General features: G+C 41.3%; 32 protein-coding genes and 2 tRNA genes. 15 read left to right on the top strand and 19 right to left on the bottom strand.

Annotated elements, in window-relative coordinates; genetic code table 11:
- Positions 1-289: 289 nt before the first annotated feature.
- The 8 genes from L3V38_RS19020 to L3V38_RS19055 all read left to right on the top strand — a co-directional run bounded on the left by L3V38_RS19020 (position 290) and on the right by L3V38_RS19055 (position 6,363).
- Positions 290-1,222, top strand: a complete 933-nt coding sequence (locus tag L3V38_RS19020; protein WP_237120376.1) for a CHAD domain-containing protein — start codon at positions 290-292, stop codon at positions 1,220-1,222.
- A gap of 30 nt (positions 1,223-1,252) precedes the next feature.
- Positions 1,253-2,152, top strand: a complete 900-nt coding sequence (locus L3V38_RS19025; protein WP_062566277.1) for a DUF350 domain-containing protein — start codon at positions 1,253-1,255, stop codon at positions 2,150-2,152.
- 4 nt (positions 2,153-2,156) lie between these two features.
- Positions 2,157-3,878, top strand: coding sequence for a polyamine aminopropyltransferase (locus tag L3V38_RS19030; RefSeq protein ID WP_237120378.1), 1,722 nt, complete (start codon positions 2,157-2,159; stop codon positions 3,876-3,878).
- A 79-nt stretch (positions 3,879-3,957) separates the two neighbouring features.
- Positions 3,958-4,371 carry a DUF2170 family protein gene (locus tag L3V38_RS19035; RefSeq protein ID WP_063700564.1) on the top strand — a complete coding sequence of 138 codons (414 nt, stop codon included), beginning with the start codon at positions 3,958-3,960 and terminating at the stop codon, positions 4,369-4,371.
- Positions 4,372-4,395: 24 nt separating this feature from the next.
- Positions 4,396-5,088 carry a PspA/IM30 family protein gene (locus tag L3V38_RS19040; protein WP_062569424.1) on the top strand — a complete coding sequence of 231 codons (693 nt, stop codon included), beginning with the start codon at positions 4,396-4,398 and terminating at the stop codon, positions 5,086-5,088.
- 71 nt (positions 5,089-5,159) lie between these two features.
- A complete protein-coding gene (locus L3V38_RS19045; protein ID WP_237120380.1) occupies positions 5,160-5,798 on the top strand; it encodes a hypothetical protein in 639 nt (212 codons plus the stop codon).
- The gene (locus L3V38_RS19050) at positions 5,795-6,112 is read left to right on the top strand and encodes a hypothetical protein (RefSeq protein ID WP_062569426.1); all 318 of its coding nucleotides are present in this window, start codon (positions 5,795-5,797) and stop codon (positions 6,110-6,112) included. Before L3V38_RS19045 ends, L3V38_RS19050 begins: the two co-directional genes overlap by 4 nt.
- 65 nt (positions 6,113-6,177) lie before the next feature.
- Positions 6,178-6,363: a hypothetical protein gene (locus tag L3V38_RS19055; protein ID WP_062569427.1), complete on the top strand. Its 186-nt coding sequence runs from the start codon at positions 6,178-6,180 to the stop codon at positions 6,361-6,363.
- On the opposite strand, the gene L3V38_RS19060 is transcribed toward L3V38_RS19055, so the two are convergent.
- The 5 genes from L3V38_RS19060 to L3V38_RS19080 form a co-directional block, all read right to left on the bottom strand.
- Positions 6,356-6,754, bottom strand: a complete 399-nt coding sequence (locus L3V38_RS19060; protein ID WP_130150240.1) for a hypothetical protein — start codon at positions 6,752-6,754, stop codon at positions 6,356-6,358. The two genes, L3V38_RS19055 and L3V38_RS19060, sit on opposite strands and share 8 nt — an antisense overlap.
- Positions 6,755-6,767: 13 nt before the next feature.
- Complete coding sequence (locus tag L3V38_RS19065) at positions 6,768-7,256, bottom strand: hypothetical protein (RefSeq protein ID WP_237120382.1); 489 nt, start codon at positions 7,254-7,256, stop codon at positions 6,768-6,770.
- A gap of 149 nt (positions 7,257-7,405) precedes the next feature.
- Positions 7,406-8,782 carry a class II fumarate hydratase gene (locus tag L3V38_RS19070; RefSeq protein ID WP_237120384.1) on the bottom strand — a complete coding sequence of 459 codons (1,377 nt, stop codon included), beginning with the start codon at positions 8,780-8,782 and terminating at the stop codon, positions 7,406-7,408.
- 8 nt (positions 8,783-8,790) lie between these two features.
- Positions 8,791-9,156, bottom strand: a complete 366-nt coding sequence (locus tag L3V38_RS19075; protein ID WP_237120386.1) for a hypothetical protein — start codon at positions 9,154-9,156, stop codon at positions 8,791-8,793.
- Positions 9,157-9,261: 105 nt separating this feature from the next.
- Positions 9,262-9,456 (bottom strand): hypothetical protein, encoded by a 195-nt coding sequence (locus L3V38_RS19080; RefSeq protein ID WP_054554610.1) that lies wholly within the window; start codon positions 9,454-9,456, stop codon positions 9,262-9,264.
- A 183-nt stretch (positions 9,457-9,639) separates the two neighbouring features.
- Here L3V38_RS19080 and L3V38_RS19085 point away from each other — a divergent pair, with 183 nt between their 5' ends.
- Positions 9,640-10,230, top strand: a complete 591-nt coding sequence (locus L3V38_RS19085) for a DUF938 domain-containing protein (protein WP_130150246.1) — start codon at positions 9,640-9,642, stop codon at positions 10,228-10,230.
- Here L3V38_RS19085 and L3V38_RS19090 read toward each other — a convergent pair.
- The 3 genes from L3V38_RS19090 to L3V38_RS19100 all read right to left on the bottom strand — a co-directional run bounded on the left by L3V38_RS19090 (position 10,207) and on the right by L3V38_RS19100 (position 13,239).
- Complete coding sequence (locus tag L3V38_RS19090) at positions 10,207-11,346, bottom strand: GNAT family N-acetyltransferase (protein WP_237120388.1); 1,140 nt, start codon at positions 11,344-11,346, stop codon at positions 10,207-10,209. The genes L3V38_RS19085 and L3V38_RS19090 overlap by 24 nt on opposite strands.
- Positions 11,343-12,710 carry an alpha/beta fold hydrolase gene (locus L3V38_RS19095; RefSeq protein ID WP_237120389.1) on the bottom strand — a complete coding sequence of 456 codons (1,368 nt, stop codon included), beginning with the start codon at positions 12,708-12,710 and terminating at the stop codon, positions 11,343-11,345. The genes L3V38_RS19090 and L3V38_RS19095 overlap by 4 nt, the downstream gene beginning before the upstream one ends.
- A gap of 67 nt (positions 12,711-12,777) precedes the next feature.
- Positions 12,778-13,239, bottom strand: coding sequence for an Lrp/AsnC family transcriptional regulator (locus tag L3V38_RS19100; RefSeq protein ID WP_237120390.1), 462 nt, complete (start codon positions 13,237-13,239; stop codon positions 12,778-12,780).
- A 113-nt stretch (positions 13,240-13,352) separates the two neighbouring features.
- Between L3V38_RS19100 and L3V38_RS19105 the strand changes: the two genes are divergently transcribed.
- On the top strand, positions 13,353-14,522 hold the full coding sequence (locus L3V38_RS19105; RefSeq protein WP_237120391.1) for a monodechloroaminopyrrolnitrin synthase PrnB family protein: 1,170 nt from the start codon (positions 13,353-13,355) through the stop codon (positions 14,520-14,522).
- Positions 14,522-15,649 (top strand): aminotransferase class V-fold PLP-dependent enzyme, encoded by a 1,128-nt coding sequence (locus tag L3V38_RS19110; RefSeq protein WP_237120392.1) that lies wholly within the window; start codon positions 14,522-14,524, stop codon positions 15,647-15,649. Before L3V38_RS19105 ends, L3V38_RS19110 begins: the two co-directional genes overlap by 1 nt.
- 122 nt (positions 15,650-15,771) lie before the next feature.
- On the opposite strand, the gene L3V38_RS19115 is transcribed toward L3V38_RS19110, so the two are convergent.
- From L3V38_RS19115 to L3V38_RS19135, 5 genes are all read right to left on the bottom strand, one after another.
- Positions 15,772-16,539, bottom strand: a complete 768-nt coding sequence (locus L3V38_RS19115) for an MBL fold metallo-hydrolase (protein ID WP_237120393.1) — start codon at positions 16,537-16,539, stop codon at positions 15,772-15,774.
- A 68-nt stretch (positions 16,540-16,607) separates the two neighbouring features.
- On the bottom strand, positions 16,608-17,099 hold the full coding sequence (locus L3V38_RS19120) for a DUF4124 domain-containing protein (RefSeq protein WP_237120394.1): 492 nt from the start codon (positions 17,097-17,099) through the stop codon (positions 16,608-16,610).
- Positions 17,100-17,208: 109 nt separating this feature from the next.
- A tRNA-Ser gene (locus L3V38_RS19125) sits at positions 17,209-17,301 on the bottom strand.
- 53 nt (positions 17,302-17,354) lie between these two features.
- Positions 17,355-17,445, bottom strand: a tRNA-Ser gene (locus L3V38_RS19130).
- A gap of 225 nt (positions 17,446-17,670) precedes the next feature.
- Positions 17,671-17,811: a hypothetical protein gene (locus L3V38_RS19135; protein WP_165381466.1), complete on the bottom strand. Its 141-nt coding sequence runs from the start codon at positions 17,809-17,811 to the stop codon at positions 17,671-17,673.
- Positions 17,812-18,134: 323 nt separating this feature from the next.
- On the opposite strand from L3V38_RS19135, the gene L3V38_RS19140 reads away from it, so the two are divergent.
- Positions 18,135-18,983, top strand: a complete 849-nt coding sequence (locus L3V38_RS19140; RefSeq protein ID WP_237120395.1) for a YegS/Rv2252/BmrU family lipid kinase — start codon at positions 18,135-18,137, stop codon at positions 18,981-18,983.
- A 54-nt stretch (positions 18,984-19,037) separates the two neighbouring features.
- Here L3V38_RS19140 and L3V38_RS19145 read toward each other — a convergent pair whose 3' ends face one another.
- Positions 19,038-19,967: an EamA family transporter gene (locus L3V38_RS19145; protein ID WP_237120397.1), complete on the bottom strand. Its 930-nt coding sequence runs from the start codon at positions 19,965-19,967 to the stop codon at positions 19,038-19,040.
- A 101-nt stretch (positions 19,968-20,068) separates the two neighbouring features.
- On the opposite strand from L3V38_RS19145, the gene L3V38_RS19150 reads away from it, so the two are divergent.
- Positions 20,069-21,511 (top strand): PLP-dependent aminotransferase family protein, encoded by a 1,443-nt coding sequence (locus L3V38_RS19150; protein WP_130150262.1) that lies wholly within the window; start codon positions 20,069-20,071, stop codon positions 21,509-21,511.
- 52 nt (positions 21,512-21,563) lie between these two features.
- On the opposite strand, the gene L3V38_RS19155 is transcribed toward L3V38_RS19150, so the two are convergent.
- Positions 21,564-22,364, bottom strand: a complete 801-nt coding sequence (locus L3V38_RS19155; protein WP_130150264.1) for a YggN family protein — start codon at positions 22,362-22,364, stop codon at positions 21,564-21,566.
- A 390-nt stretch (positions 22,365-22,754) separates the two neighbouring features.
- Here L3V38_RS19155 and L3V38_RS19160 point away from each other — a divergent pair, with 390 nt between their 5' ends.
- Positions 22,755-22,943 carry a hypothetical protein gene (locus L3V38_RS19160; protein ID WP_083515317.1) on the top strand — a complete coding sequence of 63 codons (189 nt, stop codon included), beginning with the start codon at positions 22,755-22,757 and terminating at the stop codon, positions 22,941-22,943.
- Positions 22,944-22,998: 55 nt separating this feature from the next.
- Here L3V38_RS19160 and L3V38_RS19165 read toward each other — a convergent pair whose 3' ends face one another.
- Positions 22,999-23,481 (bottom strand): glutathione peroxidase, encoded by a 483-nt coding sequence (locus L3V38_RS19165; RefSeq protein WP_130150266.1) that lies wholly within the window; start codon positions 23,479-23,481, stop codon positions 22,999-23,001.
- A 67-nt stretch (positions 23,482-23,548) separates the two neighbouring features.
- Complete coding sequence (locus tag L3V38_RS19170; RefSeq protein WP_237120399.1) at positions 23,549-24,415, bottom strand: LysR family transcriptional regulator; 867 nt, start codon at positions 24,413-24,415, stop codon at positions 23,549-23,551.
- A 160-nt stretch (positions 24,416-24,575) separates the two neighbouring features.
- Between L3V38_RS19170 and L3V38_RS19175 the strand changes: the two genes are divergently transcribed.
- Entirely contained in the window at positions 24,576-25,730 is a 1,155-nt protein-coding gene (locus tag L3V38_RS19175) for an iron-containing alcohol dehydrogenase (protein ID WP_237120401.1), read from the top strand.
- Here the strand turns inward: L3V38_RS19175 and L3V38_RS19180 are convergent.
- Together L3V38_RS19180 and L3V38_RS19185 are read right to left on the bottom strand one after the other, a co-directional pair.
- Positions 25,727-26,026: an AzlD domain-containing protein gene (locus L3V38_RS19180; protein ID WP_063700605.1), complete on the bottom strand. Its 300-nt coding sequence runs from the start codon at positions 26,024-26,026 to the stop codon at positions 25,727-25,729. The genes L3V38_RS19175 and L3V38_RS19180 overlap by 4 nt on opposite strands.
- On the bottom strand, positions 26,023-26,730 hold the full coding sequence (locus L3V38_RS19185; RefSeq protein ID WP_237120402.1) for an AzlC family ABC transporter permease: 708 nt from the start codon (positions 26,728-26,730) through the stop codon (positions 26,023-26,025). The genes L3V38_RS19180 and L3V38_RS19185 overlap by 4 nt, the downstream gene beginning before the upstream one ends.
- Between the last annotated feature and the right edge of the window lie 98 nt (positions 26,731-26,828).

Below are 26,828 nucleotides of genomic sequence, written 5' to 3' on the forward strand. Positions count from 1 at the left end.
TTTGCTAAATCAATAGCAATTAAATTAGACTGTGTCATGTATGGACTCCTTAATTGGTAAAAGATGTTTTGCAATTTCTTTATACCGTACTCTCCCGTTAATGGGGAGGAGTCCATACATCTGCTACTCACTATCAAAATGCCAAAGCGTGGGCGTGATTGTATATTTGATTTTCACTCACTCCACAACCTTCCACTATATTTACTCTTTGTTGCAATTTTAATCTTGGTTTAGTACCTGAGCTATGTAAAACTATTTGGGATTTTTAAACCTCAATCAGGTGACATGAATGTCTCAAATTAAAGCTTGGAAACTTATAAGCCTGTTTTGTTTGATAAGCTTGCTTATGGGCTGTCAGTCTAAAGAAGAGCAGCTAAAACAAACAATTCAACAATCTATAGAAAAAGCTGAAGTCGAGTTGAACCAGCTAGGTACAGCGCTTGATAATGGCTCACTTCGCAATGCGACGATACTAAAACAATACGGAAAGGTTTTAGCTGAGCAGCAACCGCAACTTTCTGAGATCGCCCGTGTTATTAGCCTTGATGCGACTCGTGAAGGTGCTATCTATTCTGGCCTTACTCAGCGTTTAGCTGACGCTAAATCAACATACTTAATTCCACCCTATGAAGATACGCTTCATCAACTTGATTTAATACGTGATGCTGCAAAACCGTCATTATTTCAAGATGCACTCACAGATCCCATCAATATGCTTGCAGATATGTCGAATGGCACGCTTGTACGTGTTGGCGCAATTAGTGGAGCAGCTGAAGGCGAAAGTGTTGGTAACCAGTTAGTTGGTAACCCTAACTATGGGCAGTGGCAAACGAATAGCAGCGGTACCAGTTTTTGGGTTTGGTACGGTATGTATCGCATGTTGGGCGATGTATTCGACCGAGTTGAATATGGTCGCTGGAGCCGTCATAGAAAGTATAGCTATTACAATGACTATGGCCGTTATCGTTATTCGAGCCCAAAACAGATTAAAGCACAACAAACGGTAGAGACGCGTACTCGACAGTCTTATCAACGCCAAGGTAAACAATTCACTAGTCCGTATGCCACTAAGCGCAGTGGTGCATCCGGATTAAGCCGTAGCAGCTATACGCCGCCACGCACACGTAGTAGCTATGCTTCTAGCAGTAGTTACAGTAAAAGCTCTGGGTCATTACGTAACAGCTCGAGCAGAACATCACGTGGCATTAGCCGCGGTAAGTAGTGAAAAGAATAACCACCGGAGTTACAACATATGTATGAATTTAATGGAATAACAACTTGGTCGTTGCAAGCTTTAGCAATCGACTTTGCAATCATTATCGCTTTATTTGTAAGCTTAAAATTTATTAAAGGCTGGGTATCTAACTTACACGCCAATGATGAAATTACTGAACGTGATAACTTTGCATTTGGTATTAGCTTTGCGGCAGGACTAGTGGCACTGGCTATTGTTCTAAGTGGCGTGAGCAGTGGCTCATTTGCACCGACCTTGCAACAAGAAGCATTACAAATGCTTGGTTATGGTGTGATGGCGATTGTACTTATTAAGCTAGGTCATTTCTTCCAAGACAAAGTAGCGCTACGTAAAGTGAGCCTGCACGACGAAATCGTAAAAGGTAATGCGACTGCTGCACTCATTGATTTTGGCCATGTAGTGAGTGTGGCTATCGTTATTCGCTCAGCTTTATTTTGGGTAGCGACCGAAGGCTGGCATGGTATTCCAATTGTGATCGCAGCTTTTGCGATTGGCAGCATTGCGATGCTACTGATCAGTCAATATCGCGTGCAGTTATTCAAACGTACTAATCGCAGTGGCGATTGCTTACAACAAGCGGTTATTGACGGCAACTTAGCTGTGGGTATTCGTTACGCTGGCTTTTTAGTGGGCAGTGCATTGGCATTAACTGCTGCATCAGGTATTGCTCCTTATGCCGCTGACAACATTGTAGCTAGTTTAGGTTACTGGGCATTAAGTGCCGCTGTGAGTTTAGTGGCTTTCATTTTACTACACTTAGTGACTATCAAAATCATCCTATCTGGTTGTGATATTTCAGACGAAGTGAACCGCCAGAAGAACGTGGGTGTAGCTGCTATCTCTGCAGCAATCTCATTTGCGATTGGGTCGACTATGGCAACCTTGTTAGGTGCCTAATTAAGTGTCTACTACAACAAGCGCCCCAAGTAGAGCTCATCTACTTGGGCATGATTTCCTATTAATAACTGTTATGGCCGTACTCGCTGGGTGCGGCCTTATTTATGAATACCTGCTATCTCATTATGCTGGTCGTGTATTAGGCTCGGTCGAGAGTGCTATATATGCCATGATTGGCACCATGATTGTCGCTATGGGTATCGGTGCCTTTTTAGCGCGATGGTTTAAAGATGCGTTTACTGCTTTTGCTTGGTTAGAGAGTCTTATTGCTTTGGTCGGCATGGGCTGTATTTTAGCGATTGCCAGTGTTATCGCCGTTAGTTATTCATTACCGCATATCTTCTCCGAGATTTTTAACCTACCAGCCGACACAGTACTCAATGGTTATGTGTTCGAGAAGCTACAAGAGTGGTCTCGTTTTTTACCTTATGTGTTTGGTTTATTACTTGGGCTATTAATTGGTATGGAGATCCCGCTAATTGCGCGTATTCGCCAGCAAGTTTATGGGCGCTTCTTAGAGAACAATGCGGGCACCATTTACGGCGCAGATTATATCGGTGCCGGTATAGGTGCTGCGATTTGGGTGAGCATTATGCTGGCGATGCCAATTATGCAGGCAGCAGCGTGGACAGCGTTATTTAATATTATTGCCGGTCTGGTATTTTTATGGCGCTATCATCAACACGTTCGCTTCGCTAAGTTACTGTTAGTTTGCCATGTCCTGTTGTTAGTGTTTTTTGCATTTGTACTTGTACTTGGTACTAGCTGGATGAAAAACCTCAGTAATGTTTTATACAAAGACAAAGTCATTTACTCGCAAGCAACTAAGTATCAGCACTTGGTGTTAACTGAGCGTTTGAGTCGCAATCAGCCGAATGCAATTACCGATCTTTATCTCAATGGTCGTTTACAGTTCTCAAGTGTGGATGAGCAAATTTATCATTCAATGCTTGTCTATCCTGCAATGCTCGCCTCAAATCGTCACGACCGCGTACTGATCATCGGTGGTGGTGACGGGCTTGCATTGCGTGATGTTTTGAAGTGGCCAGTAAAGCATGTCACCTTGGTTGACCTAGATGGTCAACTGTTAAACTTATTTGGTAATGATGTGGGCGACTATGATGCACCAGAAAAGATCAGAACACGTTTAGCAACCCTTAATAATCACTCTATGAGTGATCCTCGCGCTGAAATACGTACTGCTGATGCCTTTTTAGAAGTTGAAGCTATGCTGGCAAAGGGCGAGCGTTTTGACACTATTTTAATTGATTTACCAGACCCTAATCACCCTGATCTCAACAAGATGTACAGTGACTATTTTTATAATCATGTGCGTCAGTTGCTCGCGCCTGACGGGGCTGTGGCCGTGCAATCAACATCCCCTTATCATGCGAAGAAAGCATTTTTGAGTATTGCTAAAACAATGAAAGCTGCGGGTTTTGGTTATGTTGAGCAATACCAACAAAATATTCCTTCGTTTGGTCAATGGGGTTGGACAATCGCGACTACCGCTGGTAAATCAGCAAGTCAGCGAATTCGTGAAACTAATGAATTACCCGTGCCATCTCGTTGGGTAAGCAAAGAATATTTATTAGCTTCTTTTGTATTTCCGAATCATTTTTTTGAACAAATAAATACGATTGAAGTCAATAGATTAGGCTCTGGAACCTTGTACGATTATTACCGCCAAGCATGGCAAGTTGAAACCGAATTGTACAAAAATTGATATTTTACAGTTGACATAATATGTCGGCTATGCAAATCTTAACTCAGACATAATATGTCAAAACGTAAAAAGGTGAGACATGGAATTAAATGAACTATCAATCAAATTAGCGTCTTTTGAAACCGAAGGTGTGAGCTTTGAGTCTTTCTTGATTGCCAACGAAGGTGAGCAAGATGTGTTACAAGTTATCGTCGATGGGAATGATGAGTTACCTATCTTTGTTACTCAAACAGAAGAGCAATTACTGTGTATTAGCTACCTGTTTGCTGAAGACGAAGTACAAGCAGATATGCGTAATGAGTTAAACGAAACGTTACTACGTTTAAATGTACCAATCCCATTAAGCGCATTTGCAAAAATTGATGATAAATACGCTATTTTTGGCGCGTTATCGGTTAATTCATCGTTTGATGATATTACCCATGAGTTGGTAACACTGGCAGACAATGCGATTGATGCACTTGAGGCCGTGACCATTTATTTAAACGATTAATTAGCAATTTCTGGAGTTAAGATTATGAGTATTTTAAAGAAACTATTTACAGCTGTACGTGGTGGCGCTCGTGAAGCAGGACAAGCAATTGTTGATGCAAACGGTATCCGTATCTTTGAACAAGAAATTGCTGATGCACAAAATGCCCTACAACGCGCTAAGAAAAGCCTGACTGAAGTAATGGCAAAAGAGATGCAAACGAAGCGTAAAATTAGCGCACTAGATGCATCAATTGCTGAACATGAAGCATATGCAGGCCAAGCACTTGAAAAAGGTAACGAAGCTCTTGCATTAGAAATCGCAGAAAAAATCGGTGATTTTGAAGCTGAAAAAGCAGAGAACGAAGAAGTGTTAGCTGGTTTTAGTAACCACATTGTGCAACTAAAGCAACAAGTTAAAGATGCAGAAAAGTCGATTAAAGAAAATCAGCGCCAATTAACAATGGTTAAAACGACTGAAAGCGTGCAACAAGCAACGATGGCTGTAAACAGCACGCTAAACACGAATAGCTCATCAATGACATCAGCACGTGAGTCTCTAGAGCGTATTAAGCAGCGTCAGCAAGACCGTCAAGACCAGTTAGGTGCGGCTAAGCAATTAGAAGCGGATACTAACGGCGATGATTTAAAAGCGAAAATGGCTGAAGCGGGCATTGGTGATACCAATCCGAAAAGCGCAGATATTTTGGCGCGTATTAAAGCAAAGCAAAATAGCTAATCTGTTAGCGGAAAAACAAAAGGTAACCCACGCACTGGGCTACCTTTTTTGCTTCAACAAGGAGTCAGCCAATGTTTAACTTTTTCAAATCTAAAAAAGCACCGGAGCGTCAACTCACTGAGCCTAGCCAATTGCAAGTTGGTGATATGTTAAGCGTCATAGATTCATTTGCTTATCCGAGCTGGCTAAAGGGACAAACATTACGTGTTGTTGATGTACAAACGTATCAGTATCAACGTAGTGCGGAGTATGAGTTGGTACTTGAAAGCGAGTCAGGACAAGTGGTGTTTTTGCAAATTGAGTCTGATGACGGTGAACAGTGGGCAAACTTTGCGATCAAAATTCAACGCGACGATGTTGATGAGATTTTTTCCCTTGATGAGTTCGCTCGTATTTTTGATGAAGACGAATTAACGGCAATTAATGTGCAAAATAGCCCAGAGCGTTTTAGTCACTTTTTAGCATCGAGCTACAAACAATCAGAAGCACCTTATGTGTGTTATTTCCACAACAAAGATTACCGCAATAAGCCTTTACCTCGTTATGAAGATGAAGGCGGTGAGCCGTGTGAAATGATCTGTTTAAGCTCTGATGATGAATCACATGGTTTAAATATTGAGGTTTGGGAAGGGGGTGAAACAGAAGTATCACTGACGTTAACCAGACCAATAAGTGATATTGTTGATTTATTTCCTGGGGATGCCAAGTGAGTGATGCAAAAGCCAAGTGGCAGCGTCAGGAGCAAGCAGTTAGAGCAACGCAAATGGCGTTTGATTTAAGCTCTGAAGTGCAAAAATCAATTAAGAAGCAAGCCATTGACCAAGAGCTTACCCCCTCAGATATGATCCGTAAGATTTTGGAACTCGACGTTAAGTCGAAAAAAACCAGACAGCGTTTATCGTTTAACTTAAATGATGAAGAAATTGCCTTATTGGCTGAGCGGTTTGGTGTCGCTGCTGATGATAAGCGCGCAGTGAAACAACAAGTTGCTGAGTTACTGATTGCACACAGTAAAAAAAGCTAAGGTTTTGCCTTTACTTCTTTAAGCCCTTACACTGAGAAAAGATGTTTTAACGAAGTGGCATAACTGTGGATATTATTTTACTTGCTTATTTAGTTATTTTTGCATTATTTGGCACCGCGGCAAGTTACTTTGTACGTTACATTTACGCTTACTGGGTGCATAACACGATGCACATAAAATACATTTATAAGGCCGGTATTTGCATCATCAGTGTGGTGATAATATCCGGCCTTATTGCATTATTTACTTAATCTCGATGGCTTGGCACTGCTGTGAAATACACAGCGACTGTACAGGCAGTACAGGCGAGCAATCATTCACAGTTAAAGACTGTTCTGTGTTTTTTTCTGCCATTGTAATTCGCTCGGCAAGTTGCTCAGCCTGTTCTTGCGCTGTGTTTAAGGTTGAATAAACAACGTAGCGGCTTGGCCCTCCACATGCACGTTCTCCAACTTCTAATACCTTGCACTGGAAAGTTGCTGTACAGCTATTGTTGCTCGCTAACTCGTTCAATTGTTCATTTAAATCGCTTAAATCAACCTTACTAGAATTGCTTGATGTTGTTGTTTCACAACCTGTTAATGCTATTACCGCAAATATACCAGTAGTGATGAAAAGTTTTTTTAACGTTGAACGAACCATTATTGCTTATTCCTTAGTACACACTTTGCGCAGAGCCATCGATTTTAACACAAGTGTTATTAGAACACTGCGTACTGGGTGTGGTTAAATGCTGACAAATACTCATCATGTCGTTTGCTGCGTTAAATTGCTTTTCAAGAGCGGTGATGTCTTTTGCAAGTTTTTCAACCTCAGCAGTGTCAGCTGTTTTGGTTGAATAAACAATGAAGCTACTTGGGCCGCCACAAGCGCGACTACCTACAGGGAGCACTTTACATTGGCTGCTGTTATCACAGCTAGGGTCATCAATAAGTTGGTTTAGTTGTTCATGTGTAGACTTAATCGTGGCTTGGTCTGGCGCAATTTTGTTAACATCAACAGCTGATTTTTTTACTTCAACGGTTTTTTGAGGATCAATAACTTTATTGCGATTGCTTGTAGTTTCGGCTTGCTCATTAATGACTGCATCTGAGCAGGCAGTGAGTAAAACAGGAAATAAAATAGCCAATAGAGGATAGCGCATAACATACCTAAAAATCGTTGAATAAGTACTCACTATCATACACATTGCTCAAAGTGGGGCAATAAAAACGTTAGCTTTCAGTGAGTAGCTCTGTATTCACAGAGCTACAGTAAGATGAAAGTTTTATACCACTCCACAATAAGTAGGTATTACAAACCACCTTGGGTTAGTTTGGCAGGGTTAAGTAACTCGCTCAGTTCTTCGCGCGAAATATCAGTATGCTCTGCAGCAACATCAATAATTGGACGGCCTTCTTGGTAAGCTAATTTGGCAATTTTTGCTGCTTTGCTATAGCCGATCACCGGATTGAGCGCGGTAACCAGAATAGGGTTTTTCGCGAGAGCTTTATCAACGTTGCTTTGGTTTACTTTAAAGCTAGCAATCGCTTTGTCCGCAAGAGCTTCACTGCTATTGGCAAGCAGTTCGATACTTTGCAGAATATTTAAGGCAATCACAGGTAGCATCACATTGAGCTCAAAGTTACCCGCTTGGCCAGCTACGGTTATGGTGGCATCATTACCAATTACTTGTGCGCTGACCATAGCCGCAGCTTCTGGGATCACAGGGTTTACTTTACCTGGCATAATTGAAGAACCTGGCTGTAAGGCTTCAAGCTCAATTTCACCAAGACCTGCAAGTGGACCTGAGTTCATCCAGCGTAAGTCATTGGCTATTTTCATTTGTGCTACTGCCAAAACTTTGAGTTGACCTGAAAGCGCAACAATGGCGTCTTGTGACCCTATGTTATAAAAAAAGTTTTTGCTAGGGCTAAAGCGAATTCCTACATTCTCACTTAAATGCTGACAAAATTCACTGGCAAATGCTGGGTCGGCATTAATGCCGGTACCAACGGCTGTACCACCTTGCGCAAGTTCACAAACTCGTTCGAGTGTTTGGCGAATGCCAGTCATTGCATGATCCACTTGTAACTGCCATGCAGCGAGTGTTTGTGCAAAACTCACAGGCATAGCGTCCATTAAGTGAGTACGGCCGGTCTTAACGATATGGCCCACTTCGGCTTGTTTATTTTGTAGACTTTGACTGAGCCTATCGAGTTTAGGAAACAGTTCATAAATGATGTTAATGGCGCTGCTTACTGCAATAGCCGTAGGGATTACATCATTTGAGCTTTGTCCCATATTCACATCATCGTTGGGGTGAATAGTCTCGCCTGCTAATTCACTGGCTAGTGTGGCAATCACTTCATTAGCATTCATATTTGAGCTTGTGCCAGAACCTGTTTGGAATACATCAACAGGAAACTCTGAAAAATGTTTACCGTCGATAATCGCTTGGCATGCTTGCTCAATGGCTTTGGCTTTACCTTGGCTTAAATGGCCTAATGCTGCGTTACTTTGTGCAGCGGCTTGCTTAATGTACGCGAGGGCGGTGATAAATTGCTTAGGCATGGCTAAGCCACTAATTTTAAAGTTGTTGATAGCGCGTTGCGTTTGAGCTTGATACAAAGCATTGGCAGGGACTTGTAACTCACCCATGCTATCAGATTCGGTTCTAAATTGGCTCATAAACACTCCTAAATCGGGTTAAATTCTTGGCTGAGAAGGCACGCTTCTCGCTCCAAACTGAAATACTTTTCAATACAGTTATGAGTTTTGTAGTAACGCTTTAGTGCAAGTTGCGGCTTGTAAAGCTGAGCTAAACATTGTTTACGAATTGCATTATGTATTAATGAATCACACATTTTTTCAAGTAGCTCATGAAAGGTACGTCTTAAATAAAGCTCTTGTAAAATAAAATTGTGGTGCTTTTCGTAATAGCGTGCAACGTTTAAGCCCGCTTCAACATAGTTAGCAACAAGTGCTGGGGCGTGTAACCCAGGTCTTTGGCAAACACATTTCATTTGCCATTGATAATGGAGCATAGCATTGTGAGTGTGCATAGAAAACCGATTAACTGTAATGATAACAATTATCATTACAGTTAATCGGTTTTAGTGCAAGTTTTATGTAGAGTTATAAAGCTTGAAGTGACTAACTGTTTTGGTTTAATTGTAACCAAGAATAAAAATCTGGTCTGTTTCATGTTTTTTCGGCGCCTGCACATTTTCTTTATTACATTGAGAAAGAAGATCAATTACAGTTGCTCTGTCATCACAACTTGTTAAGGCGGCTTTTTCGCTTTCTGCTCGCTCACTGGCGGCAAGTGCTGCATCTACAGCGGTGTAGGGTGAAATATACATAATGTATCTCCAGTTGGTTAATTCATAGAATAAATAGCATAAGCTGTACCAGTCTTTATAAAAGTCCTTAACCCAATGAAAATATTGAATTTATAATTTTAAGCTATAAATTACCCGCGACTTTACGGGTTATTTTTGCTTTACTGTTGTGCACTGATTACCAAACATGGTGCACTAATTTGTATGGATAAACCCTTCTCTCAAGCCTGTGAAAACAACAAATTACCTATTTTAAACGTATTAGAAGCGTTCTTTTGTGATGTGACGGATGTATTAGAGGTCGGCTCAGGTACAGGGCAACATAGTGTGCATTTTGCAACGCATTTAGCACATTTACAGTGGCATTGTAGTGATCGCGAGGTTAATCACCCTGGGATTTTACAGTGGCATCAAGAAGCTGCACTAACGAATTTGCATGCGCCACTCACACTCGACCTTAATAATCCTTGGCCGGTTGAAACTGTGAATGCTATTTTTACGGCGAATACAATGCACATAATTAGCTGGCCACTGGTGGAGCGTTTTTTCCAAGGTGTAGCAAAGCATTTAGCGCCTAAAGGTAAATTATGTATTTATGGACCATTTAAGTACCAAGGTAAGTATACCAGTGCCAGTAATGCAGAATTCGATGCTTTTTTAAAACAGCAAGATGCCAATAGTGCAATTCGTGATTTTGAAGCGATTTGCCAACTTGCAGAGCAAACTGGCTTATCCTTTGTTGAAGATGTGCAAATGCCAGCGAATAACCAATTATTGCTGTTTAAAAGGCAGTAAGCTTTCGCATTGGGCTTTATAGAGCGCCATATGTTGGCGTTCTCTAGTAATAAAATCACTAATGGCTGCTGCAAACTCACCGTGCTGAATATGATGCAGTGAATAAGTATTTACGGGCTTAAAGCCACGACTTATTTTATGCTCACCTTGCGCGCCAGAGTGAAACTGTTTAAGTTTGTTGGCAATACAGTATTCAATGCCCTGGTAATAGCAAAGCTCAAAGTGCAAACTATCGAGCTCATAATTTGTTCCCCAGTAACGACCATATAAACAGTTCTGATCTTTAAAACTGAGCGTGGCGGCAATCACCTCGCCTTGATACTTAGCGAACATTAACACCAGTTTTTCGGTCATGCTTTGCTGTAATAACTCAAAAAAGGCGGTATTCAAGTAACCATTGTGGCCAGAGCGTTTTAAATAGGTTTGTCGGTAAAAGTGACTAAATTGCTGCATGTGTTGTTTGCAGATGTCAGCACCTTCAAGCCATTCTATAGTTATTTGCTGTTCACTGATTTTACCACGTTCTTTTTTAATTGATTTACGCTTTCTTGCGGTGAGTGAAGCTAAAAAGTCATCAAAGCAATGATAGCCTTCGTTAAACCACTGAAACTGCACGCCCTGACGTTGCATTACGGTGTCGCTAGTTAACGCATTGGCTTGCTGTTGATGGCAAAAGTTTATATGCCACCCAGACCAGCCTAACTGCGCTGCTGTTGCTGTGAGTACATTATTAATATAGGCATAGACATCAGCGGGGTCAGTATCGTTGGTACCAATTCTTTGTCCTGCAATTGGGGTAAATGGCACGCCACACAGCCATTTAGGATAGTAATCTAGGCCATGTTGTTGATAGGCTTCAGCCCAAGCCCAGTCAAATACATACTCACCATAAGAATGATGTTTTAGATACCCGGGTAGTAAGGCAATGACCTGTTCTTTCTGGTAAATTGCCAAATGCATGGGCTGCCAGCCCGACTCTTCACTAACACAACCACTTTGCTCTAGGGCAGCTAGAAATGCGTGATCCGTAAAGGGTGTATCATCAAAAAATGACTGCCAAAGAGCGGCATCAATCTCGCTTATTTGATTAAACCAGCGGTGGCTAAATTCACTCATCGCGCAGCCGATTCAATATCGTTGATAAAGTCGTTGATATGCATAGCGAGCTTATCGAAATAGGGATTAAAAGTAAGCCGTGCAAAGGGTTTATGTTTTGCTAAATTGGCCTCTGTGCGCTCTCCGAAAACAATATTTTCCTGAAACTTACAGGCTTTATACAAGGTGTCATCATCTAAATAGCTGCCACAATTACGATAATAGGCGTGCTGACCGTAATAAGGATTACTAGGTTTATTAACGATGCCTATGTGTGACATTCCTTGTATTTTTTTACAGGTATCGTTGTCGCAATCATCACGGATAATTTTGTAATCAGTCGGAAAGTTAGTTGGGATATTGCTATCGTCGCCATAATAAATGAGGCGATCTAATTTATTATTTATGCGCTTTTTAGGATCATGTAAAGCGGCCAGAAGTTTAAAAGTAACTTGGTTATCAATAGTGGTATCAATATCACTAAAGGTAGTGAATAACGCGATATTTGGTAACTGACGCGGTGCAAGTTCATCAATATTGATACGACTCATGGCTTGATGACTTGCTGTTGCAGCACTAAAGGGGAATGACTCATATTTTGCGAAGTCGAGATCAGCATCTTTATCAATCCAGTTGACAAAAGGTATAGCGTCAATCCATTTGGCTAGCCAACCATTTTTATTATGGGGTTCTGTGGCTGGAGAAAATAGCATCGCTGCTAAAATTTTTTCATTGGTAGGGCCTTGCGTCAAATAATCAATCACCAGTGCTGCCCCTGTTGAGTAACCTCCTAATATGACCTGATCAAAGTCTTTCAATGTACGCTCTATAGCGTAGATGCTGGCTGTTCGCCAGTCATCGGCGTCTACGTCTCTAAGTGCTGCAGGCGCAGTACCGTGACCTGGCAAGAGGATAGTGCGTACCGTATAACCTTGCTGGTAATAGACCTGTGCAAGGTCATGGTAGGTAAAGGGTGAATCGGTTAAACCATGAATCAATAGTACCGCCTTACGGCTATTGCCATGCTTTAGCTCAAACGGGCTTATTAAGTCGGCAATAGTGGCATTTTCGGGTCGCGAACCTTGTGCAACCAGTTGTTGATAGGTGTCGGTATAAACAGGGCATGGCAAGTTTGCGCGGGGGTTTTCGCTGCTAATTTGTAAATAAGCTGCGGTTAAGTAGTCACTAAATGCCTGCTCGGTATTAAAGCTAAAAGTACTTTGTGTTCGAGGTAGCGGTTCTCTAAATAGCCCTTCGCGCTTACTTTTCATCATCAGTGCTTGGTCTTCAAGCTGAGTAAGGCAGGTTTGTTGCTGTGCCATTAATGGGCTGCTAAATAGTCCACAGATGGCCAAAGAGATAGCAACTAAGGTGATGAATTTCATATTTTAAGCGTCCTTCTAAAGCTTTTTTTAGCTTATCGAGTTATGTTTTATTTGCAAGCAAGCTGCGTCAAGCGAGCGGTAAATGGCGCTTGGTAAATGCTTGTTTTAATACCACCGTCGACTCGATATTAGCGATGCAGTTAATACTGCCTAATTTATGTTTCACAAAGCTTTCATAGCTTTCTAAATCAACAGCAATAATCTTGAGTAGATAATCATAACTACCTGAAATAACAGAACACTCAAGTACATGTTCAAGCTTCTCAACTTGTTGTTCAAATTGCTCAGCAGCAGCAACTGAGTTTTGGTTTAAGCGAACAAAGGCGTACACAGAGACATTTAAATCAACCGCTTTAGGATTGATGGCAGCATGGTAACCACTGATCACATTTGCTGATTCGAGCTTTTTAATGCGGCGTAGGCAAGGGGTATCTGACAGGCTAACCGAGTGTGCAAGCTCTGAGACAGAAGTTCTCGCATTATCTTGTAGCGCATTAAGTAATTGTTGGTCTTTTTTGTCTAATTTCATTTTTATTTGAGTGATTTTCACTAATCTAGATGGATTCTAGTCTATATTTTGGCGATTAGCACTCATTGAACTCTGTTAACATTATCGCAATATAATTATTTTGGAGTGAGCCTGTGACTGAGAACACCAAAGCATTTGATAGCTGGCTTCGCACCCGTTTTGTTGAGATCAACAGCGAATTAGAAAAACTATATTGGCAGCAAGACGATAAAGCGAATGTAGAGGGTGTCGGTGAGCACCTTAAGCGCCAATTAGAGCAAGAGGGTAATGAGCATATTCGTGCTTTATTGGCTGAGGGCAATACCGATGAAGGCTTTGATAACGCCTTTGACTTATTAGGTAATGTTGGCTTGTATATGGCGGCATGCCGTCGACATGAGATAACAGAGCCTTCTCGTGAAACAAGTTCACCGCTTGTTGAAGCCTCTGCGCTGGCAATGCACATTGGTGCATCAATTGGTGTAACCCCGCGTTTTGCTACGGCGCATTTAACCACCCACAATAAAGCGGTTGATGGTGTGTATAAGCGCTTTACTGACCTTGAAGATGAGAAAATCTTTATCGATTACAATACCAAGGGCATTTTAGCGTATAAGCGTGCGGCGGATGCTTTATTAAAAATTCAGCCGTTAGGAATATCGCATCCTATCGCGGCAGATTTACTTGCAGTGGCAAAACAAGCGCTGCTTGATGTGATTGAGTCGAATAATGCGCTATACAACAAGCTCGATACAGACCGCTTTTTCTATTGTGTAAGGCCGTATTACAAGCCGTATCGAGTAGGTAAAGAGATATATCGTGGCGCGAATGCTGGTGATTTTGCGGGCATTAATGTCATCGATTTATTGCTTGGGCTTTGTTTTGCCAATGAACCTAGCTACTCGCAAATGCTGGTGGATAAATTCTTGTATATGATGCCTGAAGATCAGCAGATTCTGCGCGAAAGCATGCGTATGACAAGTATTATGGATGACTTTTTAGCGGCAGAAGCTGAGCGCGATAGCGAATGGCTACAAACTAACTTAAAACTGTTTATTCAAGTGTGTAAATTGCATGGTGATACTGCGATTGGCCACCATAATCAATTGGTCAGTAAATACATTGCGCAACCTTCACAGCAAATGCAGCAACAACATATGGATAAAGTCACAGCCAGTGGGCCGCCTTTGCATGTGTTACTAAACTCACTAGAGCAGTTGCGTGATCGCCGTGCGGCAGCAAAGCGGGATGATATTCGCACTCGGTTTGATGATTTAACTAAGTTAAAACAGTGGATTAAGTAATGAACAAAAACGATTTTCTAATTCCACAAGGCAGCTATTTGCTTAACCACTCTGTGGGGCGACCCTTAAAATCTGCTGAGCAGCATTTTCATCAGCAATTTTTTGCAGCTTGGCAAAATGAAAATAAAGAACCATGGCAACAGTGGCTGCAAGGTGTCGAGGCATTTACGAGCAGTCTCGCTAAATTATTTAACTCGCAAAGTGAGTTGTTTTGCCCACAGGTTAACTTATCGAGCGGTTTAACCAAGCTTTTGATGTCACACCCGCGACTGCAACAAGAAAATTGCAAAGTGTTGATGGCCGAAAGTGACTTTCCAAGTATGGGTTTTGCAATGCAAAAAGCCCTACCTGAAAGTGCTGAAATTGTGTTTATTGGTAAACATGAAGATTTAACAGATGCACAGGTTTGGCAGTCATATTTAGCGAATAATAATATTGATTTAGTTTTTATCAGCCATGTTTATTCAAACACGGGTCAGCAAGCGCCTATTCATGAAATTATAAATATTGCAAAGCAACACAACACATTGAGCTTACTTGATGTTGCGCAGTCTGCGGGCATTTTAGAGGTCGACTTAACTAAGCTTGATGCCGATTTTATGTTGGGCTCGAGTGTCAAATGGCTATGTGGTGGACCTGGTGCTGCTTATTTATGGGTTAACCGCAAGCAGCTATCACTTTGTCAGCCACAAGATGTTGGCTGGTTTTCTCATCAAAATCCGTTTGAATTTGATATTAAGCACTTTGCTTATCATCAAACCGCGTTGCGCTTTTGGGGCGGTACCCCTTCGGTTGCACCTTATATTTTGGCTTCTCATAGTATTAATTATTTTGCAGAGCTTGGTATCGAAAAAGTACGCGCTCATAACTTAGCAATGCTCGCGCAGTTTCATGATCAATTAGCTGATTATATGCGTTCACCAATACAGGCTGACAAATGCTCTGGAACGGCCATTATGCATTTTGGCGAGCAACAGGCGGCTGTTAAAGCTGCGCTTAATGCTGCGAACATTGCGGTTGATGAACGTCACTTAGGCTTAAGAGTCTCTGCTCATATTTACAATGATCAGCAGGATATTGACGCCTTTATTACGACTGTGAAAAGCGCTTTATACCAACGCGCTTAATTAAGTAAGCTCTTTTGAGGCAATAAAACCTTGTTGATAACAAGGCAAAAATTTCGTAGTTAAGTTGTTCTTAATGAAAAATTTTTAACGCAGGTAGCGACAGGTTTTATCCCTCAAAATGATTAAGTATTATTGCGAGTTGGTATTACGTTAAGTGCTTGTCGAGCCTTTGCTTTGACTGAACGCCAGTGGGTCATTGGTTTTTCGGGGACCAGTGCTAAAACTTGCTCAAAGTCGATGTCTTCGATACTGACTTCGTTACTGTGGGCAAACATAATTCGTTTGGGTTGCAGCGCTTTTAGCATGAGCAAAGAGTTTAAATACAGCTTTGGGTAAAAAACAGGAAAGGGTGGCACGAGCTGCCCTTTTACTTTTACCAATAAATCAGCAATGTAAATTCGCTCACTGGGAATATGGTACAGGCTAATATCTCGGTCTGTATGACCTGGGCTATGCAGTGCTTGCCAATCCTCAAAGCCCGGTAGGGTTGCATCAGTGGCAAGGTAATAATCAGCATCTAGATGGCGGCTGTACCAAAGGTTGTGACGTTTTTTATTTAACCTACCAGCGACCCACCAAGCCAAAGCAATATCAGTTAAGTGCATTAAGAAACCATCAATGCCTCTATACCATTGTCCTGGGGCATTTGACGTGGCTATTTTAGCACCGCTTAACTTTCTTAATGCATGTGCTCCACCGGCATGATCTGGGTGCATATGGGTCACCACAACAAGCTTTAAGTCAGTGACAGGGCGCTTTAGTTGCTCGGTAATATAGTCAAATACAGTATTCACATCAGCACGGCAACAGCCATCAAGCAGCATCAATTTATCTGGATACTCAATTAAATAGATATTCTGAATATAACCTTCGAGCGTGTGAATTTGCAAAACGATTGATCCCTAAACTTAATCAGCAAATCAGTTATATCATGTCTGACCAGTTTTGGTAAGCTAAGCTAATTGGACTGGCTGTTTTGATCTTTAAGCTGCTTTTTGCTTTCTTCTAGCTGTGCTACTTGCTTTTCTAGGGTGGCGATTTGGCTTTTATAGTAAGCGTTAATACGTTCGCTTTGTTTGCTAATAGCATCGTCAATGGACGCTGCCCCCAATCTGTTGGCGGTATCTTGCGTCATATTTTTGAGTTTATCGATGCGCTCACTTTGTTGTTTTTGTAGTTCTTTGAGCTCTAATTGGAGGCGGTCTATTTCGCGATCGACTTTTTGGATTTTTAAATAATCCTCAACACTTAAGTCTGCTGGTTTTTGCGGCTGCTCTGTGGCTGGGATTTGATTACTTGCTGGTGGCGGTGTAATTTTCACGATTGCTGCATCTTTACCACAAGGCTGCTCGGTAAAGGTGGCAACTCCGTCAATCATGCACTTATAAATAGTGGCTTGACTGTTGGCGCTGGCAAATAGAGCAAGAGTAACAAATACAAAACGAAACATAGCATCACTTTGTGTAGCAAATAGATACTTAGCATGCATGAAATATAATGAGGTGTGCAAGTTTTTCGAGCATAAAAAAACCGCTAAAAAGCGGTTTTTAATAATAAAATGGTGGAGAAGGAGGGATTCGAACCCTCGATAGAGCTACAAACCCTATACTCCCTTAGCAGGGGAGCGCCTTCGGCCACTCGGCCACCTCTCCAGCGCATAATTCTGATTGTAATTTGCTGAAATAAATCAACAAATAAAAATAAGTGGTGGAGAGATAGGGATTTGAACCCTAGAGGGGCTACAAACCCCTGCCGGTTTTCAAGACCGGTGCATTCGACCACTCTGCCATCTCTCCACATCGTGATGCGAGAATAATACTTAGCTGAATCGGATGTGTAAATAGGAAAAAGTTCGTTTGCTTGTTTTTTGAGCGTAAAGAGGGTGTTTTTTGTAAAAAGGTTTAATTATTTGCTGTTTTTAACTTAAAAGAAGGGTTGGAGCAGTAAACGGAGGAGCTAAAGAAGGATCTTCATTAGTGGTTGGGTGTTTACTGCACCGATAAAGTAACCATGGTTGGGGATTACTTGTGTTGTACTGCGCCGCCAAGTGCCAGTTTTTTTCCGTAACGGTTTAACTTAGCAAGCATTTTTGCTTTTCTGTTAGTTGGTTTTACGGCAACATGAGTTGCTGCACTTTGGTTTAGTGTATTAATCGGGTTCATTACTTTGCTCCAGGTTGTGTTTGGTTGAAAACATGGGTATTTTGCAACCAAAATGGACAAAAATAAAACGATAAAAATTGAGTCTATCGGATAACTTTTTTTAATCCGAATTCACTTTATTAACAATGGGTTAAGTTTTCTGTTTTGCTATAGTTTGCATGGTTATGCAAGGTGCTTTTTTATTAACTTCAGGCATATAAAGAGTTTTTGCTTTATGTTGTTTTGTTTATGCGTTTTTAAATTTATAAAGTGACTAAATATTCAGATTAATATAATTTGAATGAGTGGCTGTTTTTGCCCTGCTTGAAAAGAAGTAATCGTTGATGTTGATAATAATAAAGCCAAGCGATAAAAAAAATCATAAAAACAGTGTTGATTGGCTACTAAAAGAATGTAAAAAAAGACAGATTGAGCCTGAATTGTATTTAACCACAGGTAAGTTTGAGAATGATTGCGCTGATATTGCGCTTTTGGCTAAGAACCAAACTCAAATCGTGGTGATTGGTGGTGACGGAACTTTACACTTAGCTGTTAATGCAGTCATAGAGAGTGATTGTTCAATTGCGTTAATTCCGGCAGGCACAGGTAATGATTTTGCTCGTGGCTTTGCGTGTAAACAACAGGCTTGGTATGAAGCCGTTTTTAATAGCCGTACAGAGTTAATCGATGTTGGACAAATAAACCAGCGCTATTTTATCAATGTTGCGGGTATAGGCTTTGACGCTGAAGTGGTGGCTCAACTAAACAAAGCCGGAACTTTTAGCTCGTTTGGCTACACTTGGCAGGGCATTAAGCAGCTATTTTTATTTCAGGCACGGCCACTTCAGGGTGAGTTTAATGGTAAAGCACTCAACTACAGTAACTTAGCGACGATTTTTGCCAATCATCATTACTTTGGTGGTGGCTTAAAGATTGCCCCAAAAGCACAGCTAAATGATGGTCAGCTTGACTGTTACTGCATGCCCGCAGGTGGTTTGCTGAAGAACCTGCTCAGTTTTGTGTATTTACTACTGGTAAAGCATCATAGTTTGAAAAGGCTAGAATATTCACAGCTAGTCAGTGCAGAAGTAACCACCACTGGACAGCTTATTGAGGCCGATGGTGAGCTGGTGGGTTATACGCCTGCGAAGGTTAGTATTCACCCGCAAGCGCTACGTTTTCATGTGCCATAAAAAAGCGCCGGCAAAATTTGCCAGCGCTTGGTGTTAGAGGCGACATAGTCACTTCTAACTGGGGACGGAGCCTTTTTGCTGAATACTGCGAGCAGCAAAAAAAGCTTTAATCTGTTTTGTCGGTGTTAGTACAATGGCATTGCCAAATAAAACTAAGCTAAATCCGATAAAGGTGTTCGCTTGCCATTCGAATCCTTCAAATAAGGTACTTAGTACCACTGCAACCAGTGGGAATAATACGATCACATAACTTGCCCGTTCTGGGCCGATATTTTTTAGTAGTGCAAAATAACAAGCAAATGCGATTACTGTACCGAACACAGCCAAATAGAGTAGCGACACCCAATAACTTGTTGGAGCATCCAAGGTAAGCTCTACATCACTGACTAAAACATAAGCAGCCAAGCCTAAAGCGCTATATAACATACCCCACGCGTTGCCTTGTAGTACGCCAATGTTACGCTGAGAGTTTCGAACACTGACCATATTTCCCAATGAAGCCACAAAGGTTCCTGATAGCGCAAGTAGTAACCCGACCAACGCACCATTACTCAAGTTGAATTGCTGAATTTGTGGCCAAAACAAGCTAGCAATTCCCATCACGCCAAGAAGTGCACCAAAGTAAATTCGCTTGGCGATAGGTTTGGCAAAAAATAACCGTGTATTGATGATATTCATCAATAACAGCATGGAAAAAGCAATCGATGCCATGGCTGAAGTGAGGTAATTTTGTGCCCAATATAAAACAAGATAGTTTAAACCAAAGTTGAACAATGCCAGTAAAGCGAAAAAGCCATGGTCACGTAGTGAATATTGCATAGGTAGCTTTTTTATCAGCACGAAAGCCCACATTAAAACGGCTGCAATAGCAAAGCGATAAAACAAGGAGATTTCAACGGCAACATTGCCTAATTGAAACTCAATCGCTAGCCAAGTTGACCCCCAAATTAGTACCGTGACGAGGTAAAGAGCGGCACTTTTCATAGTTAGTACTCAAAAGTTTAAAGTATGTTCATTTTAGGCCTCTTCTGTATACTTAACATATACAGAAAACTAAAAATATAACCTATACAGTTTGGTGTCCGATGTCACAAGTAATCAGTCGCAGTAATAGTGAGTTTTTATATCAACAGGTGATTCAGCTAATAAGAGATCTTTGCTCTCAAGGGTCGTTATTGCCTGGAGAGAAGTTACCGTCGCTAAGAAAAATGGCTGATAAGTTAAACGTAAGTATCCCAACAGTGAAACAAGCTTATCAACTTTTAGAAGGGCAAGGGTTGATAGAAGCCAGAGAAAAGTCAGGATACTTTTTAAAGTCGTCTCAATTAAATCAATCGCGGCCGAAACGAGTGAAGCTAAGTCGCGAACCAATGATGGTGAATAAGCAAGGCTTGATTGAGCAAGTTTATAGTGCCATACATAAAGCCAATGTTGTGCCATTCGGTATTGCAAACCCTATTGCAGCAGCACCGACAGATAAAGCGCTAGCACGAACAATGCGACGTGTAATGACACTGGCTGGTGCATCGGCAATCAACTACGGCCCAATGGATGGTTTTGCACCATTGAAAAAGCAATTGATCCACCGCTATTTAGATTTTGGCATTGGTGTTGATAGTGATGAATTGGTGATCACTAATGGCGCACAAGAGGCATTGGCAATAGCACTTAAATGTGTCGCTAAACCTGGCGATATCATCGCCATCGAATCGCCTTGTTATTTTGGCATTATTGAATTAATTGAAAGCTTAGGCTTAAAGGCGCTGGAAATCCCTCTGTGTCCTGATGAAGGAATTTGGCTAGATGATTTGGCTCAAGCCCTCGATGAGCATGATATCAAAGCGTGTGTTTTTTCAACGTCGTTAAATAACCCCGTTGGTAGTTTTATGCCAGAGACTAAACGCGAGCAGTTAGTGACTCTTTTAGAAGAGCGTAACGTTGTGCTCATAGAAGACGATGTTTATGGCGATCTACATTTTACTGCTAAACGTGCTACGCCAGCGCAAGCTTATTCAAAAAAAGGCTTAGTGATCACCTGTGCGTCGTTTTCAAAAACAGCTGCACCAAGCTATCGTATTGGTTGGATCATTGCGGGCAAGTTTGCAGAGCAAGCAAGGCGTTATAAACGTGCTCTGAGTTGCTCCGCGCCACTTATTAATCAATGGACTTTGTATGAGTTTATCGCCAGTGGTGAGTACGATCGTAATCTGCGTTTGTTGAGGCAGCGCTTGAGTACAAATAAAGAACGTATGATTTGGTGCTTACAGCAATATATGCCAAGTTGTGCGCGCATTAGTAATCCGCAAGGTGGCTGTGTGATTTGGATTGATCTTGGGGGGCAGTATGATGCGGTAAAGTTATTCCATTTAGCGTTAGAGGCGGGGATTAGCATTACTCCAGGGTTAATATTTTCAGCGGGTAAAAAATACCGCAGCTGTTTTCGCTTAAGCTATGGTTTACCTTGGTCTGAGCATTTAGAACAAGCAATTAAAACCTTGTCGCAGCTCACAGTATTAGCCAAAAAATAAAAAGCGCAGAGCAAGCTCTGCGCAAAACCAAGTGCGTTGGTTCAGGGATATCTTACTCAGCATGCTGTTTAAATGTGAACAGCTGGTATTCTTTTAATTCAGGTACTAAAGCGACTAGCTCTTGCTCTTTATGGGCAATATCTGCAAAACTGCCACAGAGTGCATCGGCACGCTCTTCTAGTTGTGCGGCTTGGGTTTCTACGCGCGCTTCGATTTGTTCACCCATGTTTTCCATGCGCTTTTCAAAAGCATCCATATCACCACCTGAGCCGATTAATTCAGAGCCAAGAGCAACTAAAATACTGCCCATTGATTGCATCATGGCTGACTCAACCGCTGATTCGATTTGCTCATCAAACTGATTCTCAAAGTTTTGGCCAAACTTTTCGAAATTTTGCTGACCCATAGTGAATGCACCTTGTTGATAGAAAGCGTTCTGCACTTCTACGCTAATGTCATCCATTAATTCAGATATGTCGTTTAGGCCGTCAATATTAAAAGCATTGGCAACTTCTTCGATTGCTACACCTGCGATTTTTACCCCATCAAGCGCGATGTTTGCCACCTCAGGGAGTTGGCTGCGTAAGCTGTCGGAATAAGCGGCAATAGCCTCTTGCTGCGAAGAATTGAGGGATACGCTTTGACCATCAATATATAGATTATTTTGGTTGATGATTTTCATAGTACGATTATCGGCTGTGTAAACTTCTAGCTCGCTTGGCGTAATACGAACATCATTTTTAAATTCAACATCACATTGCTCACCACTGAATGAAATATTTGTATCATTATCGTTATGAGCCATAGCACTTGTGGCGATAAATAAAGAACTTGCTAACAATAACTTTTTCATTTTTTTCTTTCCTGTTTGAAATGACAAAATTTAGTAATCAAATAGAGTGCCAAGCTTTTAAAGTTATTTAATATCAAAAGCTTGCTTGTTTTTATTCATTTGTGGATAAGAAATAAAAATTAATTTTTAACCATTTTTTGGTCAAATTAACCAAAAAATCCATATACATAAATGAGTTTTATCGAAACGATAAAAAACTCTCACTTTTCAGAAATCGAATTTAGCGCTATTTATTCACAATATTGACATATCACCTATTTAGCATGGGGGTATGGCTTTATTTTGGTAGTTTTTAGGTACTAAATTACTACTGAGCTTTTTAAACTTTGCCAATTCATGGAATAAATTTAAAACCGTTGAATTGGTCTCAAACACTTTATGGAGTGGGTTGTGGGTAAGACATTTAGTTATGACGCGCTAGATGACGATTTTGTTGAAGACGAGTACGAAATGGTCGGGCGTAATCAACACGACAAGAAAAAGCAACGCGTTAAGAAGAAGTTGGAAGACTATCTTGAACAAAAACGCTTGCGAAGAAACTTAGGTGAAGATGATTTTGATGATTATTTGAACGACTAAGTATAAATTTAGATAAAGAGGCGCAGCGCCTCTTTATTGCTTTTTGACGTACGCTTTATTTATGTAATGCTGCTACAATGGTTGATTCTATTTGCTCTGGTTTTGTTAGTGGTGCAAAGCGTTTAATGGCTTTACCATCTTTGCCAATTAAAAACTTGGTAAAGTTCCATTTTATTTTGCGGGTGATAAAGCCTGGTAATTCGGACTTTAGATGTCGAAAAACGGGGTGTGCGTGTTCGCCGTTTACATCAACTTTGCTCATCATTAAAAAGCTGACACCATAGTTGATTAGACAGCCCTCTTTTATTTCTTTAGCGTCACCGGGTTCTTGCTTACCAAATTGATTACAGGGAAAACCTATAATTACTAAGCCCTTATCATGGTATTTTTCATGTAGCTTTTGGAGTCCTTCATACTGTGGCGTAAAACCGCATTCACTGGCTGTGTTTACCACGAGCACAACCTTATTTTCAAAGTCGGAAAAGTCGATAGTTTGGCCTTGAAGGCTAGTAGCAGAAAGTTGGTAAAATTCGCTCATAATGATAACTTTTTATTATTGTTACACTGATTCTAACTTGCTTGAGATTTTTCTAAAAGCGTAAATTTTAATCAGTGAATGCATCGGTTAAATGTTCTATCAGCAAACGTACGCGAAACGGTAATAGATCTTTGCGAGGGTATACTAACCAAGATGCATTATCGCTGACTTGAAACTCATCAAGTACACTCACTAATTGGCCATTATTTAAATAAGGTTCAACAATATCCAGAGCAAGGTGTGCAATACCAACACCCGCAACAGCAGCATTTAAAATAGCTTGTGGATGGTTGCTACGCCAATTACCATCAATGCGAACCTCTTTAACTTGATTATCAATATTAAATCGCCAGCGTTTTCGCATGGTAATTAGACAGTTATGCTCAGTGAGATCAAAAGGCGTATTAAGAGTTGGGTGATTAGCTAAATACTCTGGGCTTGCTACGAGTGTCATTACGCGTTTACAGAGTGGTCGTGCAATTAAATTTGAGTCTTGCATTCTGCCAAAGCGAATAGCTAAGTCAAAACCTTCTTCAACTAAGTTAACGTTACGACTATTAAAGTCGAGGTCGACTTCAACCTCAGGGTAGCGTTTGACAAACTCTGCGACTTTGGGAGCGACTTGGTTTGCTACAAATTCGCCAGCACCTGTAATACGTATTAGGCCTTTTGGTTGGCGTTGTTCGCCCTGTAATTGATTGTTTGCATCAATCAATTCTTGGCGTATCGCTTTTAATTTAACGGCGTATTCACGCCCTGCATCAGTGAGGCTAATTTTTCGTGTGGTGCGTTGAAATAATACGGAACCTAAACGGTTCTCCAGCTGTTGTACTTGCCGACTTATGTGTGAGGTGGATACTTCCATAGCCTTGGCTGCATGCGTAAAGCTACCATGCTCAACGACATATAAGAACTCTTCTAAGCCTTGCCACATTTTCGACCCTTAGGATGCTGCATTTAATTACGACTAGTTTATGATGATTATTGTTGCATGTCTGCAAAAGTGATTATTTATTTCCATCCTTTATCCCTATATAAAAATAACTACAATAGCCGGGTCACTGATTAATACTCACAAATATGAGAGAGTAAGCATGTTAAATTTTAGCTTTGAGAATCCAACCAAAATTCATTTTGGTGAACAACAAATTAAAGAAATTCAAAATGAGATCCCAAAAAATGCCAAGGTACTGGTTACTTATGGCGGCGGCAGCATTAAGAAAAATGGTGTGTATGATCAAGTTAAAACCGCATTAAGCGAGCATACTTGGTTTGAGTTTGCTGGTATTGAACCAAACCCTAGCTACCAAACGTGCATGAAAGCAGTCGAACTAGTTAAAGAGCAGCAAATTGACTACATCCTCGCGGTTGGTGGTGGTTCTGTAGTTGATGGTAGCAAGTTCATCGCAGCTGCAGCTGAGTTTGCTGGCGAACCATGGGATATTTTAGCAAAAGGCGCTGAAGTAAAGTCAGCAGTCGCATTGGGTGTTGTTTTAACCTTACCTGCAACAGGGTCTGAATCGAACACCTTCAGCGTGGTATCAAACTTAGAGACACAAGATAAACTGCCGTTTGCTAGTGAGTTTGTGCGTCCTCGTTTTGCTGTGCTAGACCCTGCTGTGACATTCTCATTACCTGAGCGTCAGGTAACGAATGGTATTGTTGATGCGTTTGTGCATACGATGGAACAGTACCTAACTTATGATGTGGGTGCCAAATTACAAGATCGCTTTGCTGAAGGGATTTTAATGACGCTTATCGAAGAAGGTCCTAAAGCATTCTCTGAACCCGATAACTATCAAGTGCGTGCTAATATTATGTGGTCAGCGACTATGGCACTCAATGGTCTAATTGGTGCTGGCGTTCCGCAAGACTGGGCAACTCACATGATTGGTCATGAAATGACTGCTGTGTATGGCTTGGATCACGCTCAAACATTAGCGATTGTATTACCACGTATGATGGCAGAGCAAAAAGACACTAAGCGTGGCAAGTTATTGCAATATGCTGAGCGAGTATTAGGCCTTGATATTAGCGATGAAGATACGGCAATTGATAACGCGATAGCTGCAACAGAAGCATTTTTCCACAGTGTTAAAATGCCAACTCGCTTAAGCGATTACGAGTTGGATGACAGTGTTGCCGATAAACTTGTGGCTCAGCTTGAGCGTCATGGTATGACGGCTCTTGGTGAGCGCGAGCAAGTTACGCTTGAGAAAAGTCGCGCGATTTTACTTGCAAGTGTCTAACTTAAGATTATAAATAATCCCATCCCTGCCAGTGTTGTGTAGTAAATATTGTGTGTTTTATAAGCCACAATAACGGATACGATTGCAGCACTTAGGTAGGGATTTTGCCAATCTAGATTTATCCCTTCGTCATTAATAAACACAATGGGTACCCAAATTGCGGTAAGTACTGCAGGGGCACTAAAACTTAAAAATTGCTGCATTTTCGGACCGACTTTAAACGGTAGCGCACGGTGTAAAAATAAGTAACGGGTGAAGAAGGTGATACACGCCATCAATAAAATAGTTGTCATCATTGTACGTGCTCCTCTTTTGCTCGCCAGCGACTAATTACATAACCCACCGTCATAGCTATAAGGGCCGCTGTGACTAGCCACAGTTGAAAGCCTTGGCTTTTCAATAGCGTTGCAACTGCACCTGCGGTGATCACGGTCGCCAAGGTAGCAAGGTTCTTTACGCCAGGAATAACTAAAGCAATAAAAGTGGCTGCAATGGCAAAATCAAGGCCAAGATTTGTTAAATCGGGGAGCAAGCTTCCCGCGACTATGCCTAGCAGGGTCCAAATATTCCACGCAATATAAAAACTAAACCCAGCACTTAAAGCATAAATAAGGCGTACTTTTGTTCGATAAGCTTTACGATGGTGCGAGAAAGCAAATAATTCATCAGTGAGAACAAAACTAACGGGAAGCCGCCAACGAAAAGGCTGATCGATGACCTTGTGGCGTACTGCCAAGCCATATAAAAAGTGCCGCGAGCTAATAATGAGTGTGGTAAACAAAATAGTTAAAAGCGGCGTATTGCCAGCCATTAATTCTATGGCGACCAGCTGCGCAGACCCTGCAAATACCAGTAACGACATCGCTTGTGTTTCAAATGCGCTAAACCCATTTTGAATTGCTAAAGAGCCGCATAAAATTCCCCAAGGTAATACCGCAAGGCATAAGGGGAGCATGTCAAAAAAACCTTTAAGTAAGGCTTTTAGAATGGGTTTTTGCATCTTATCGCTCTTGTTTGTTGTTATGGCTCAGATCAAAACACCTATTATTGGAGTGTGTCAAAATCGTCGAAGTTTGCAATAATATACATTTCTTAGGG

It is taken from the genome of Pseudoalteromonas sp. L1, from assembly GCF_021728095.1.
Classification (GTDB): domain Bacteria; phylum Pseudomonadota; class Gammaproteobacteria; order Enterobacterales; family Alteromonadaceae; genus Pseudoalteromonas.